At 72.4% G+C, this 13603-nt stretch carries 15 protein-coding genes; 1 reads left to right on the top strand and 14 read right to left on the bottom strand.

Going from position 1 to position 13603, the window contains the following annotated elements; translation table 11 throughout:
* Positions 1-88 precede the first annotated feature (88 nt).
* Positions 89-265, bottom strand: coding sequence for a hypothetical protein (locus ACIQV3_RS00005; protein WP_403707924.1), 177 nt, complete (start codon positions 263-265; stop codon positions 89-91).
* 361 nt (positions 266-626) lie between these two features.
* On the opposite strand from ACIQV3_RS00005, the gene ACIQV3_RS00010 reads away from it, so the two are divergent.
* Positions 627-1202, top strand: a complete 576-nt coding sequence (locus tag ACIQV3_RS00010; protein ID WP_403707927.1) for a TetR/AcrR family transcriptional regulator — start codon at positions 627-629, stop codon at positions 1200-1202.
* 214 nt (positions 1203-1416) lie between these two features.
* On the opposite strand, the gene ACIQV3_RS00015 is transcribed toward ACIQV3_RS00010, so the two are convergent.
* The 13 genes from ACIQV3_RS00015 to ACIQV3_RS00075 form a co-directional block, all read right to left on the bottom strand.
* Positions 1417-2049, bottom strand: coding sequence for a DUF2461 family protein (locus tag ACIQV3_RS00015; RefSeq protein WP_403707930.1), 633 nt, complete (start codon positions 2047-2049; stop codon positions 1417-1419).
* A gap of 198 nt (positions 2050-2247) precedes the next feature.
* Positions 2248-3342: an LLM class flavin-dependent oxidoreductase gene (locus tag ACIQV3_RS00020; RefSeq protein WP_403707933.1), complete on the bottom strand. Its 1095-nt coding sequence runs from the start codon at positions 3340-3342 to the stop codon at positions 2248-2250.
* Entirely contained in the window at positions 3342-4382 is a 1041-nt protein-coding gene (locus ACIQV3_RS00025) for an ABC transporter substrate-binding protein (protein ID WP_403707935.1), read from the bottom strand. Before ACIQV3_RS00025 ends, ACIQV3_RS00020 begins: the two co-directional genes overlap by 1 nt.
* A gap of 67 nt (positions 4383-4449) precedes the next feature.
* A complete protein-coding gene (locus tag ACIQV3_RS00030; RefSeq protein ID WP_403707938.1) occupies positions 4450-5247 on the bottom strand; it encodes an ABC transporter ATP-binding protein in 798 nt (265 codons plus the stop codon).
* Positions 5220-6095, bottom strand: a complete 876-nt coding sequence (locus ACIQV3_RS00035; protein ID WP_403707941.1) for an ABC transporter permease — start codon at positions 6093-6095, stop codon at positions 5220-5222. The genes ACIQV3_RS00030 and ACIQV3_RS00035 overlap by 28 nt, the downstream gene beginning before the upstream one ends.
* 284 nt (positions 6096-6379) lie before the next feature.
* A complete protein-coding gene (locus ACIQV3_RS00040) occupies positions 6380-6481 on the bottom strand; it encodes a putative leader peptide (protein ID WP_403707944.1) in 102 nt (33 codons plus the stop codon).
* 68 nt (positions 6482-6549) lie between these two features.
* Positions 6550-7917 carry a cytochrome P450 gene (locus tag ACIQV3_RS00045; RefSeq protein WP_403707947.1) on the bottom strand — a complete coding sequence of 456 codons (1368 nt, stop codon included), beginning with the start codon at positions 7915-7917 and terminating at the stop codon, positions 6550-6552.
* An 87-nt stretch (positions 7918-8004) separates the two neighbouring features.
* The gene (locus tag ACIQV3_RS00050) at positions 8005-8682 is read right to left on the bottom strand and encodes an HAD family hydrolase (RefSeq protein WP_403707950.1); all 678 of its coding nucleotides are present in this window, start codon (positions 8680-8682) and stop codon (positions 8005-8007) included.
* 76 nt (positions 8683-8758) lie between these two features.
* Positions 8759-9238, bottom strand: coding sequence for an Lrp/AsnC family transcriptional regulator (locus ACIQV3_RS00055; protein ID WP_385373440.1), 480 nt, complete (start codon positions 9236-9238; stop codon positions 8759-8761).
* A gap of 61 nt (positions 9239-9299) precedes the next feature.
* Positions 9300-10046, bottom strand: coding sequence for a DUF1295 domain-containing protein (locus tag ACIQV3_RS00060; RefSeq protein ID WP_403709098.1), 747 nt, complete (start codon positions 10044-10046; stop codon positions 9300-9302).
* 56 nt (positions 10047-10102) lie between these two features.
* Complete coding sequence (locus ACIQV3_RS00065) at positions 10103-11356, bottom strand: class I SAM-dependent methyltransferase (protein WP_403707953.1); 1254 nt, start codon at positions 11354-11356, stop codon at positions 10103-10105.
* A complete protein-coding gene (locus ACIQV3_RS00070; RefSeq protein ID WP_403707956.1) occupies positions 11353-12120 on the bottom strand; it encodes a DUF1365 domain-containing protein in 768 nt (255 codons plus the stop codon). The genes ACIQV3_RS00065 and ACIQV3_RS00070 overlap by 4 nt, the downstream gene beginning before the upstream one ends.
* On the bottom strand, positions 12117-13460 hold the full coding sequence (locus ACIQV3_RS00075) for an NAD(P)/FAD-dependent oxidoreductase (RefSeq protein WP_403707959.1): 1344 nt from the start codon (positions 13458-13460) through the stop codon (positions 12117-12119). Before ACIQV3_RS00075 ends, ACIQV3_RS00070 begins: the two co-directional genes overlap by 4 nt.
* Between the last annotated feature and the right edge of the window lie 143 nt (positions 13461-13603).

Raw genomic sequence — 13603 nt, forward strand, 5'->3', positions numbered from 1 at the left:
CCAACTCCACCTCCTCGACCTCCTCGACACCGACATCGCACAAACCCGCTGGCCACAGGCCTAAATCAACGACCCGCGAAGTACGGGTCTAGTGGGCCGGGTTGCCGGAGAACCGGGTCGTAGTACCCGGAGCGATGTGGACGGCCGGGTTGTTCGTCGGCGTGTCCACGGATGCCAGGAGTCCTCTTTCCAGGGCTGCGGCAGCGACGAGGACGTGGATGCCCGACCCGGGATTCTCCACCTTGCGCAGGGCGCGGTTCCTCAACGGGCCGTCGACATCCTTGATTGTCCTGCGCTTCCCCACACCCGGAGATCCCCATGAGCAGGGCAAAGAGTGCGGTGAGCGCGACGCCGGAGCGGCGGGAGGATGCGGGCATCCTATGAGGCCCTGCCGCAGGGTCAGTTGCAACGGCCGAGAACTGTTTTCGGCGGGGTGTGAGAGCCGCGCTGATCGCGTGGTGTCAGGTTCGTTCCGGGCGGGCGTCTTTCCGGTACCCGTGTCCCGGGTACCGGAGACGCCCCCGCTGTGCAATCGATACGAAACGGACCGTTGCGTGATCATTGTGTGGCTGGAATTGAAGGCTGTCAACACGAGACGCAGCGTTGCGCTCGGATAGGGTCGTTCCGTGAGCCCCGCAACCCGCAGCGAAGAGTCCCGGCAGGCCATCATCGAGGCCGCTCTCAGCCTGTGCGTCGAGCGAGGATTCGCCTCAACCACGATCGAGGGCATCGCGGCCCGGGCGGGTGTCGGCAAGACGACCATCTACCGGTGGTGGCCCTCCAAGGCCGCCATCCTCATCGAGGGCGTCGAGAACGCACGGGACGCCGCCGCCGGCTATCCCGACACCGGGGACATCCGTGCGGACCTGGCCGCTCAGACCGCCAGCGTCATGCAACTCTTCACCACGGAGTTCGGCGACATCTGGCGGGGACTGATCGGCGCCGCCCAATCCGATGAGACCGCGGCGGACGGAGTCACCCGCATCCTGCGGGTCGCCATCGACGCATGCGTCGCGCGCCTCGCCAAAGCGCGCGATGCCGGGCAGCTCCGCCCCGACCTCGACCTCGAGATGGCAGTCGAGCTGCTCTACGGGCCGATTTACCACACCTGGCTCCTGCGCACCCGCCCCCTGCCGGAGGCGTACATGGAAGGGGTTCTCACCATGCTCCTGCCCGCGTTGGTACCTGCGCCCGGCAAGTGACTGTCCGCCCCAGCCGGCCATCACGTCGGCCCGACCGCGATCCGCCGGCGGGCGGAGGCCCAGACCTCCTCGAACTAGTCAAGGGGCCGGATCACCCAGCCTTCGGCGTCGACCTCGAAGTAGAACCAGGTGTCTTCCTCGTCCCCATAGCAGCGCATCCATGTGGTCACCAGGCCATGATGCCGGGCCGGATGCGCCGCGCCACTCCGTGATGTCAGGAGGTGTGCTTCACGTGGCGGACCAGCCACATCAGCAGGGCGTCCAGGTCGGCGGCGGCCGAGAGGACCCGGTCGAGCGCCTCGGAGGTGTGGAGCCACTCCTCGCAGCCGAGAGGCCGGGCGGCGATCAGGGAACGGTGGCGCAGCAGGTTCGTACGGGAGTGGTTCGTCGGATAGCCGCGTGGGGGACGTTTCATCACGTCCCCGGAGATGTCGTAGCCCATCCTCCGAAGGTCCTCGACGATGGCGGACAGTTCGCGGCCGCTGCCCTCAGAGGCAACGGCCTTGCGGAACCTGTCCACCTGGCCGGGATCCGGGTACCACCAGGCGCCCTGGATCCGCAGACCGTCCAAGGAGAAACGGAGACCGATCTCGATCTTGCGGTCGAGCCTGATCACCGCGCTCTGGTTCTGCCACCACCAGGAGTCGGTGCGGTAGTGCCAGACGGAGAAGTCCTCGTATCGCGGGTCTGTGTCCGCGACCTCGTTGAGCAGGGCGATCATCGGTTGGCGGACCAGGCGTTCGCGATCCGCGCGACAGCGCTCGCGGGTCACGTGGGTCGGTTCGCCCTGGAGCTGCCACAACACGTCCATAGCCTGTTCGGGCCAGCCGGTGAACTGTGTGCGCATGCGGGCAGGTTAGCTCAGCCGTCGTCGGCGCGAGCAGAGCGTGGGACGGGGAGGAGCCTCCTGTCAGTCGACAGGAGGGGCTGGCCTCCGTCAGTCACGGACCGGCGAAGCGGGGACGGGGCGCCATCACCGGGCTCCCGACCCCGGCCCGGCCCCCGACCCCGGCCCCCGACCCCGGCTCCCGACCCCGACCCCGGGTCAGTGCGCGAGCAGGCCGCGCGCCGCGAGTTCCGGAGTCACGCCCTCGCCGAACCAGTACGCCTCCTCCAGGTGCGGATAGCCCGACAGGACGAAGTTCTCGATCCCGAGCGCGTGGTACTCCTCGATCCGGTCCGCCACGTCGCCGTGGCTGCCGACCAGGGCGGTGCCGGCGCCCCCGCGCACCAGGCCGACCCCGGCCCACAGGTTCGGGGAGATCTCCAGCTTGTCGCGCGAGCCGCCGTGCAGCGCCAGCATCCGCTGCTGGCCGACCGACTCGCTCGCGCCCAGCGCCGCCTGCGCCGTGGCGATGGACGCGTCGTCCAAGTCGCCGAGCAGCCGGTCCGCCGCCGCCCAGGCCTCCTTCGCCGAATCCCGGGAGATGGTGTGCAGCCGGATGCCGAACTTCACCGTCCGGCCCCGCTCCTCGGCCAGCGAACGGATCCAGTCGATCTTCTCCTTCACCTCCTGCGGACGCTCGCCCCACGTCAGGTACACGTCCGCGTGCTCGGCGGCCACCGGACCCGCCGCGGCCGAGGACCCGCCGAAGAAGATCTCCGGCAGCGGGTCGGGCGGCAGCGCCGTCAGTCCGCCGTCGATCCGGTAGTGCTCGCCGTGGAAGTCGAAGGGCTGCCCGCCCCAGACGCCGCGGACCACCGAGAGGAACTCGGCCGTGCGCGCGTAGCGCAGATCGTGGCCGACGTGGTCGCCGAACCGCCGCTGCTCCGCCGAGTCGCCGCCCGTCACCACGTTGAGCAGCAGCCGGCCGCGCGTGATCCGCTGGTACGTCGCCGCCATCTGGGCGGCCAGCGTCGGCGAGATCACCCCCGGCCGGAAGGCCACGAGGAACTTCAGCCGCTCGGTGTGCTGCGCCAGCGCCACCGTCGTCAGCCAGGCGTCCTCGCACCAGGTGCCGGTCGGGGTCAGTACCGCCTCGAAGCCGAGCCGCTCGGCCGCTTTGGCGATCTGTGCGAGGTACTCGATGTCGGGCTCGCGCACCCCGGCGGCGGCGTGGTTGTTGGCGTAGGCGTGCCGGTCGACCAGGGTGCGGCCGTCGCCGCCGGTCGGCAGGAACCAGTGCAGGCGTACCGTCATCAGGAGTCCTTCCCGTACGTGCGTGCCGGGGTGGTGGAGGGCGGCAGGTCCCGGTTGAAGCGGGTGTCCACGAAGTCCTTGAAGACGACCTTGCCCGGGATCAGCTTCAGCTCGGTGAAGGTGTCGGCGATCTTCTGCTCGGAGGCCACGGCCGCGTCGTCCACGGCCGCCGGCACCCGGGTGCCGTTGCTCTGCTTCACGGCGTCGAAGGCCACCTCGTACGGCAGCCCGGTCTCCTTCGACCAGACCTTGGCCCACTCCTCCGGGTGCTTGAACACCCAGTCCTGGGCCCGCTGGAGGCGCTGGAGGAAGTCCCCGATGGCCTTCTCCTTGCCCTCGTCCGCCAGTGCGCCGGGCGCCGCCACCTGGAAGGAGAGCCCGTTGACGACCCCCTCGCCGCTGGTCAGGATGCGGGCGCCGGAGCGCAGCACCTGGGAGGTGTACGGGTCCCAGACCGCCCAGGCGTCGATCTTGCCGCTGTTGAAGGCGGCCAGCGCGTCGGCGGGCTGGAGCAGGGTGATCTGTACGTCGGCCGGGGTCAGGCCGGCCTGCTGGAGGCTCGCGATCAGCTGGAAGTGGGCCGAACTGCCCTGCGCCACCGCGATCTTCTTGCCGCGCAGCTCGGCGGGGGTCTGGAGGCTGGAGCCCTTGGGCACGAGGATCGCCTCGCCGGCGGAGGATCCGTGGGAGGCGCCCACCACCGTGATCTTCGACTTGGCCGCGGCGGCGAACACCGGCGGGGTGTTCCCGACGCCGCCGATGTCGACGGCCTTGGCGTTGACGGCCTCCAGCAGCGGGGGACCGGAGGTGAAGGTGGACCACTTGATCTCGTAGTCGATCTTCTCCAGTTCGCCGGCGGCCCGCAGCAGCGACTCGTAACCGCCCTTCTGGTCACCCACGTTGAGCGTGACCTTGGCACCGCTCTTGGCGCCGTCCGTCGAGCCGGAACCGGTGTCCGCGGACGAACTGCCGCCGCAGGCGGTCAGTGCCAGCGACAGCGGAAGCAGCGCGGCGAGCAGGGGCAGGGTGTGACGTCTCATGTCGCTTCTCTTCGATCTCTCGTACGGGAATCAGGGCAGGGGAAGCAGAGGGGCCGATCGGGGTAGCTCAGCCGACGCCGAGCTCGGCCAGCAGCCGGGCCCGCAGCGCGGCGAAACCGGGGTCGCCGACCGAGCGAGGCCGCTCCAGCGGCACTTCGGTGTCGTGGGCGATGCGGCCCGCGTCCATCACGAGCACCCGGTCGGCCAGCAGCACCGCCTCGTCGACGTCGTGCGTGACCAGCAGCACCGCGCAGCCGCGCCGCTGCCACAGCTCGGCGACCAGTCGCTGGGCATTGATCCGGGTCAGCGCGTCGAGCGCGCCGAACGGCTCGTCCAGCAGCAGCAGATCGGGCTCCCGGACCAGGGCGCGGGCCAAGGAGGCCCGCTGAGCCTCGCCGCCGGACAGGGTCTTCGGCCAGGCGTCGGTCCGGTGTTCCAGTCCGACCTCGGCCAACGCCCGCTCCGCGCGCTCGCGTTCGGGGCGCCCGGGCAGGCCGAGCAGCACATTGCGCCAGACCCGCTTCCAGGGCATCAGCCGGGGAGCCTGGAAGGCCACCGCCCGGCGCTCGGGCACCAGGACCTCGCCCTCGATCTCCCGGTCCAGGCCGGCGAGCACCCGCAGCAGCGTGGACTTGCCGCAGCCGCTGCGGCCCAAGAGGACGGTGAACTGCCCCGGCCGCAAGGTCAGATCGAGTCCGTCGATGACGGCCCGGCCGTCGAAGGACCGGGTCAGCCCCCGGACCCGTACGGCGGCACCGGCCGCACCGGCCGGGTCGGCCGGTGCGGCCTGGTCGGTCAGGTCGGCCTGGTCCGCCGTGACGGTGGTGGCGGCAGCGGTCACTGGCCGGTGAAGGTCGGTCGCCATTGCAGCAGCAGCCTTTCGAGAGCGCGGACGATGAGGTCGGCGGTGAGGCCGAGGAAGGCGTAGACGACGAGGCAGACGACGATGACGTCGGTCCGGAAGAACTCACGGGCCTGGTTCATCAGGAACCCGATCCCGGCGTCGGCGTTGATGGATTCCCCGAACACCAGGGCCAGCCAGCCGGTGGCGAGGGAGTACCGCAGCCCGGTCATGAAGCCGGGCAGTGCGCCCGGCAGCACCACGTGCCGTACCAGACCCCAGCGGCTCAGCCCCAAGGCCCCGCCCGCTTCGATGAGTTGCTCGTCCACCCCGCGGATCCCGGCGTAGACGTTCAGGTAGAGGTGGAAGGCCGTGCCGAGGGCGATGAGCGCCACCTTCGGCGCCTCCCCGATGCCCATCCAGATGATGAACAGCGGGATGAGACCCACCCAGGGCACCGTGCGCAGCATCTGCACGCTCGCGTCGATCAGGTCCTCGCCCAGCCGTGAGAGCCCGGACAGCAGCGCCAGCACCGTCCCCACCGTGCCGCCCAGGACCAGACCGATCGCCACGCGCTGGAGTGACACCCCCATCGCGGCGGGCAGCGTGCCGTCCGCGATCAGGCCGGCGGCGGCGCGCGCGATGGTCGAGGGCGGAGCGAGCGTATCGGCCGGCAACCAGCCCAGACTGCTGGTCAGTTGCCACACGGCGAGCAGGAGGAGCGGTCCGATGGTGCGCCGTGCCCAGCGGGGCGGGGAGCGACGTTTCGCCGATGCGGGTACGACGGGTACGAGCGCGGGGGCGGCGCCGGACGCGGGCACGGATGATCTTTTAACCGATATGTCCGGTCGCGCAGGGCTGGTGAGGGTCATGGGTGCTCCACGGAAGGCGAGGGGGAGGCGAGGGGAAGCGAGGGAGGGGCGAGGGGGGCGGGAGGGAAGCGAGGGGGAGGCGCGAGGCGGGAGGAAGCGCACGCCCACCGCCCCCCATGCCCCTCGGACCCCGTGCCGGTACGGCGGCGGAGTCCGGGGACTTCGGAGCACGGAGGAGCGGAGCCGCGGGAGCCCGGGCCGCGGACGGCCGGGGCTCAGGGGATCAGCGGATCAGGGCGTGTGAAAGGGGAGCGCGGAGCGCTCGTGTCACAGGTGAAAGGGCGTCAGCAGCCGCGGCAACACGCGGCGGAGGCCACCCGCAGCAGGTCGATGTGACCGCGCGTGGTGAGCATGACTGAACGCAACATGCGGCGAAACTTAGCCATTCACCCGCTCCGGGTCAATGGCGTCTCGCTGCCTGGGATCCCGATCTCCCCCGTCGGGACGGGATCCCTCAGGAGCGGTGCGCGCGGAGGGTGGCCAGGACCGGGTCCCTGGGCTGGAGGGTGAGGCCCGGGAGGACCCTCGCGCGGGTCGGGCCGCTGTCCAGGTGGAAGCGCTGGGCCACGACGGCCAGGACCAGTGCGGCCTCGACCAAGGCGAAGCGGGCGCCCAGGCAGGCGCGCGGTCCGCCGCCGAAGGGGAACCAGGCGTGTTCCGGGATCTGGTGGTCGGCGGTCGCCTCGGCGGACCAGCGCTCGGGGCGGAAGGCCTCCGGCTCCGGGAACCAGCGCGCGTCCCGGTGCATCGACCACGGGCTGATCCACACCGACAGGCCGGCCGGGACCGGACGGCCGCCCAGCGTGGCGCCCTCCCCGGCCACCGCGGAGATCAGCCAGATCGGCGGGTAGATCCGCAGCGCTTCCTTGACCACCTGCTGGGTCCAGGGAAGCCGTGCGTAGTCCTCGTACGTCGGCAGCCGGCCGCCGAGTACGCGGTCCAGCTCCTCCGTCAGCCGCTCGCGGGCCTCCGGTGCCCCCGAGAGCAGCTGCCAGGCCCAGGTCAGGGTGGTCGAGGTGGTCTCGTGGCCGCCGATGTACAGGGTGATCGACTCGTCCCGCAGCTCCGTGCGCGACAGCGGCGCACCGTTCTCGTCGCGGGCGGCGAGCAGCCTGCCGAGGAGGTCGTCCCGCTCCTCGCCGGCGGCCGAGGCCGCCTCGTGCTCCCGTATGACGTGCTCGATCTCGCGGTCGAGTACGTTCACGGCCCCCCGCATCCGGCGCCGGCCCGGAGTCCGCACCCACGGAGGCAGGAACATCGTCACGCCCCGGAACTCGGCGCCGAGTTCGCGCTGCGCGGTGGCCATGGCCGCGCTGATCGGCGCCTCCCGGCCGGCGGCGTCGCTCCCGAACAGGGTGCGCACCGCGATGCGTTGGGTGAGTCCGGCCATCTCCCGGTGCACGTCGATCCGCGCGCCGTCGCTCCAGCCGGAGACCAGCGCGTCGGCGCACTCCACCATCGTGCCCGCGTACGAGCGCACTTGGCGCGGCCGCACCGAGGGCTGGACCAGGGCCCGCTTGCGCCGCCAGTCCTCGCCGGTGGCCACGACCACTCCGTTGCCCAGCAACTGCCGGAAGGCCCAGCCCAGTTCGGTCGGGTTGAAGGTGGACTCCACCGCGCCGAGGAGCTCGCCGGCGTGCTCGGGCCGCGAGACCAGGACGTTGCGCTGCGGGCCGAGCGCCCAGGGCACCCAGTCCCCGTACTCGTCGCGCAGCGACTCGAAGAAGGCCAGCGGATCGCGGGCGAAGGCGGGGAGGTTGCCCACCAGGGGCCAGCGGCGCGGTCCGCGCTCGGAGCCCGGGGGCGTCAGGGTGGCGGTCACCCCGGCATGGTGACAGCGCCGCCGCCAGGACGCCAGAGCACGTCAGGGTACGCCGGAGCAAGCCGGATCCAGGGCCGTCCGGACGGCTCAGGCCGCCTGCGCGGCGGTGAGCCAGCTGTAGGCGCTCTCAGCGCTGAACTCCGCCTGCCCGGAGGGGAAGAGCAGTCCGGCCGCCGCGAAGGCCGGGTCGTCTGCCATGGCCGCGACGTACGGGATCGCCACGCACCGCATGCCCGCCGCCCGGGCGGCGAGGGCGCCCGGCGCGGCGTCCTCGACGACCACGCAGTCGGCGGGGTCCGCGCCCAGCCGGCGCGCCGCCTCCAGAAACACGTCCGGGGCGGGCTTGCCCTGCGCGACCTCCTCGGCGGAGACCACAGTGGTCAGCAGCGCGTCCAGCCCGGTGCCCGCCAGGACGGCGTCGATCGCCTCGAGCGAGGAACCCGAGGCCACCGCCATCGGGACGCCCTCGGAGTGCAGCCGCCGGACGAACGCGCGCATCTCGGGGTAGGCCTCGGTGTGGGTCCGGGCCAGCTCCAGATAGGCGGCGTTCTGCTCGGCGAGCAACTGTTCCACCGGGGCCGTGATCCCGTACTCGTCCCGGAGGATCTCCAGGGTTTCCAGGGTGCCGATGCCGATGTACCGGGCGTGCTGCTCCCAGGTGAAATCGGGGACGCCGTGGCGCTCCAGGGTGCGTCGCCCGGACTCGTAGTAGTTCGGCTCGCTGTCCACGAGGGTGCCGTCGAGATCGAATATGACGGAGATCATCCGTTGTGCCCGTCCTGCCGGTGCCGGTCCTGCCGGTGCCTTTCCTGCTCCTATCCCGTCCATCTTGTCAGCATTTTTAGGGTTTCCGCGCTGCCCGTCCCACGGACTCGACCAGGGGGAGGAGCCGGTGCGGCACCCGCTCGCGCAGCGCGACCTCGGTACGGGTGCGCACCACGCCGGGCAGCCGGATCAGCCGCTGGATGACGTCCTCCAGATGCGCGTTGTCCCGCGCGGCCACCCGGGTCAGCAGGTCCCCGCCGCCGGTGATGGAGAAGGCCTCGATGATCTCCGGTACGGAGGCCAGCGCGTCGCCGACCTCGTCCAGGTGCCCCTGGGTGACCTCGATGTGCACGAAGGCCAGGACCGGATGCCCGAGGGCGGCGGGGGAGAGCACGGGCCCGGTCCCAGTGATCACCCCGGTGCGTTCCAGCCGGTCGAGGCGGGCCTGGAGGGTGCCGCGCGCGACGCCGAGGATCCGGGCGTACTCCCGGACGCTGGTGCGCGGCTGCTCGATCAGCAGGCGCAGGATCCGTGTGTCGAGCTCGTCCACCGCCATGCCGCGACTGTACCAACGCGACCCCGATCGGTACGTACCCGGTCGAACGGCCCGTACCCGATCAGAACCGCTCTGACCTGCGGTGGCGCCGCGGTCGCCGGGGCGGCAGGGGCAGGAAGCCGCTGGTACGGGCCCGGTACGCGGCGTAGCCGGGCCGGTCCGCCATGTGCCGCTCCAGCAGCCGCTTCCCGCTGCCGCCGATCAGCAGGTACGACATCACGAGCGGGGAGACCACCGACACCGCCACCGCCGCGCCCGAGGTCCAGGCGGTCAGCGACAGCCCCCACCACACGCAGAAGTCGCCGAAGTAGTTCGGGTGCCGGGTCCAGGACCACAGGCCCCGGTCCATGATCCGCCCCCGGTTCGCGGGATCGGCCTTGAACCGGGCCAGCTGGTGGTCGCCGACCGCCTCGAAGAGCATCCCGCACAGCCACAGCGCCGTGCCCGCCACCGCCAGGGCCCCGGGGCGCCCGGTCGCGTACGCCGCCGCCTGCACGGGCAGCGAGACCAGCCAGACCAGGCCCGCCTGAAGCAGGTAGACCATGCGCAGCGCGTACAGGTTCGGGTGGCCCGGAGCCTTGGCGAGCATCCGCTCGTAGCGCGGGTCCTCGCCGTGCCCCCGGCCCCGCCACGCGATGTGCCCGGCCAGCCGCAGGCCCCACATCACCGCCAGGACCACAGGCAGCGGGTGCCAGCCGCCCGACATCGCGTACGTTGCCACCGCGACGGCGACGAAGCCCAGGCCCCAGGCCACGTCCACCCCGCGGTGCCTGCGCAGCCGGACCCCGACCGCGAAGGCGACCAGCATCACGGCGAGGGCCGCCCCCGCCGAGACGGCCAGGTTGAGCCCGAAGGCGCCCCAGTTCACCGGGGATCACCGCCCGCCGCGAGCCCCGCCGGGGCCGTGCGCGTCAGCAGGAACTGGTGCACGTTCAGGTAGCCCGAGGCGAAGCCGGCCTCGCAGTAGGCCAGGTAGAAGGTCCACATCCGCCGGAACGTGGCGTCGAAGCCCAGCTCCGCCACCCGGTCGGCCCGCTCGGCGAAGCGCTCCCGCCACAGCCTCAGCGTCTGCGCGTAGTGGGCACCGTAGGCCTCGGAGCGGGTCACGCGCAGTCCGGTGTGCGAGCGCGCCATGTCCTCCACCACCCGCACCGAGGGCAGCATGCCGCCGGGGAAGATGTACTTGTGGATCCAGGTGTACGTGTCCCTGGTGGCGAGCATCCGCTCGTGCGGCATGGTGATCGCCTGGAGCGCGACCCGCCCGCCGGGCGCCAGCAGCCGGTCCAGGGTGGCGAAGTACACCGGCCAGTACTCGGCGCCGACCGCCTCGATCATCTCGACGCTCACGATGGCGTCGTAGCTTCCCTCCGCCTCCCGGTAGTCGCACAGCCGCACCTCGACGCGGTCGGACAGCCCGGCGGCCGCGATCCGGCGCAGGGCCAGCTCCCGCTGTTCCCGCGACAGGGTCAGGGTGACCACGTGCGCACCGCGCCGAGCCGCCCGGACGGCCAGCTCGCCCCAGCCGGTGCCGATCTCCAGCAGCCGGGTGCCGGGACCGGTCCCCGCCAGGTCCAGCAGCATGTCGATCTTGCGGTGCTGGGCCTCGGCGAGCTGCTCCGGGCCGGCGGGCAGGGCGTCGAACACCGCCGAGGAGTAGGTCATCGTCGGATCGAGGAACTCGGCGAAGAGCTCGTTCGAGAGGTCGTAGTGGCGCTGGATGTTCGTCCGCGAGCCGTCCGGGGTGTTGCGGTCAGAGACCGGGTGCCGGGAGGCCCACAGGCCGCGCAGCCGCTGGAGCGGAGCCGGGACCAGCCCCGTCACGTGCCCGGCCATCACCGTCAGGACGGCGACCGGGTCGCGCGCGTCCCACTCCCCGGCCAGGTACGACTCGCCGAAGCCGATCAGCCCCTCGGCCGCGATCCGGCGCTCGAAGGCGTCCGGGTCGTACACCGCCATCGCGGGGCCGCCCCGCCCCAGGGTCCCGTCGGGGCCCATCCGGACCTGGAGCGGCAACCGGTCCAGGGCCCGGCGGATCAACAGCCGCCCGACGGCGGCCCGGGCCCGGGAGCAGGGCGGCACGGCCGGGGCGCCGGCGGTGGTGGTGGTCGACGTGCTCACTTCAGGCCCTCCTGGGGTACGTGTCGGGGTCGCGGCCGCACCGGCAGCCCGCGCAGCCACAGCCGGACGCCGTGGAAGCGGATGCCGACGCTGACGGCGGCGGTGGACCAGGGCCGGCGCAGCGCGGCGCGCAGGAGCCCGCGGGCGCCGGCGGGACGGCGTTCGCCGCGGACGGTCGCGGTCAGGCGAGCGCCGTCCGTTCCGCCGGCCAGCCGGACGGTCAGCGCGAGGCGTTCGCCCGGCTCGGGCAGCCGCATCAGGTAGGCGCCTTCCACTCCGAGGAAGGGGGAGACGTAGAACTCCTTGGGGACGGGGGCGACTTCGGGGCCGCCTCCGTCCTCCCGGGCCGATTCCGGCGGGAGCAGGTAGCAGTGCCGTTCGCCGTAGGTGTTGTGCACCTCGGCGACGACCTGGCGCAGGGAGCCGTCCGGTCCGTGGCACCAGTACACCGTCAGCGGGTTGAAGACGTGTCCGAACACGCGGGCGTGCGCCAGCATCAACACCCGGGAACCCGGGGGGAGTCCGGCGCCACGCGCAGCCAGGAACGCATCCAGTCCCGCCCGGATCGAGGGGGCGCCGCCGCCGAAGTGATCACGCGCTTCGAACCGGGCGAGCGGCCGCAGGGGCCGGGGGAGGCGGGGCAGCCGGTCGAGGTCCACCAGCCACAGGTACGTACGGTGCCGCAGCCGGTAACGGCTCCCGCCCGACCGGACGTGCCGGATGTCGGCCAGATAGAGACGGGGCTCCGCCGGGGCGGGGCTCACCACGACACTCCCAGCGCGGCGGCGGCCTCCACGCCCGAACGGCAGCCGTCCTCGTGGAACCCCCACCCGTGGTAGGCCCCGGCGAAGGCCGTCACCGGCCCCGACAGGGCCGGCAGGAGCCGCTGGGCCGCCACCGACTCCGTGGTGTAGACGGGGTGTTCGTACTCCATCTCGGCCAGGACCGACCCCGGTCGCACGGCCCCGTCCGCGTTGAGCGTGACCACGTACGGCTCCGGCCCGTCCAGCCCCTGGAGCCGGTTCATGTCGTAGCTGACCCGTACGTGCGCGTCGGCCGGCCGGCACCCCGACAGCCGGTAGTTCCAGCAGCCCCGGGCGCCGGGCGCGTTCGGCAGCACCGAGGTGTCGGTGTGCAGCACGGTCCGGTTGCGGGAGTAGCGGAAGGCGCCGAGGGCGGCGCGTTCCGCGTCCGTCGGATCGGCCAGCAGGCGCAGCGCCTGATCGGCGTGGACGGCGACGACCACCGCGTCGTAGAGGCCGGTGGCCCCGCCGGCGGTGGTGACCGACACGCCCTGCGGGGTGCGCGCGAGGGACCGTACGGGGGTGGCCGTGTACACGGCGTCCAGCTGCTCGCGGACCCGCTCGACGTAGCGCGCCGAGCCGCCCTCGACCGTACGCCAGGCCGGCGAGCCGCCCACCGACAGGAGGCCGTGGTGATCCAGGAACCGGAACAGGTACCGGGCCGGGTACCCGAGCGCCGTGTCCGGCGGGCAGGACCACACCGAGGCGACCAGCGGGATCGCGAAGTGGGCGGTGAAGTAGGCACCGAAACGGCCCCGTTCCAGGAACTCGGCGAGGGTGATCTCGCCGCCGCCCGCGCCGCCCGCGCCGCCCGCGCCGCCCGCGCCGCCCGCGCCGCCGCCCCCGTCAGCCCCGGCCCCGGCCGTGGCCAGCAGCCTCCTGGCCCGCCGGTGGAACGCCGGGATCCGTGCCAGCATCCGCAGGTACCGCGGGTCCACGGCGGACCGGCGCCGGGCGAAGAGCCCGCGCGGCCCGCGCGCACCCGCGTATTCCAGCCCGCACCCCTCGCAGTGGACCGACAGGCTCATCGTCGTCGGCCGGGTGGCCACACCCAACTCATCGAAGAGCCGCAGGAGATGCGGGTAGGTCCGGTCGTTGTGCACGATGAAACCCGAATCCACCGCCCGCACCACCCCGTCCGGCCCCTTGACCTCGTGGGTGTGTGCGTGCCCGCCCAGCCGGTCGTCCGCCTCGTAGAGGGTCACCTCGTGCGAGCGCGCCAGCACGTACGCCGCCGTCAGCCCCGACACGCCCCCGCCGATCACGGCCGTCCGCGGGCGCGGCGCCCCTCGCTCGGTCATCGTGTTCCTCTCTCGTCGCCCCGTCATCCGGAGCACCGTCACCCCCTCTTCGGCGCCGAGGGGGGTCTTGGATGTGCCGTACGGGGGAATCCCGCATCCGATCCGGCGCGCCGCGGGGAATCGGAGGCAGGGGGGCGGGGTAC

Source organism: Streptomyces sp. NPDC099050 (assembly GCF_044759865.1).
In the GTDB taxonomy this organism is placed as follows: Bacteria; Actinomycetota; Actinomycetes; order Streptomycetales; family Streptomycetaceae; genus Streptomyces.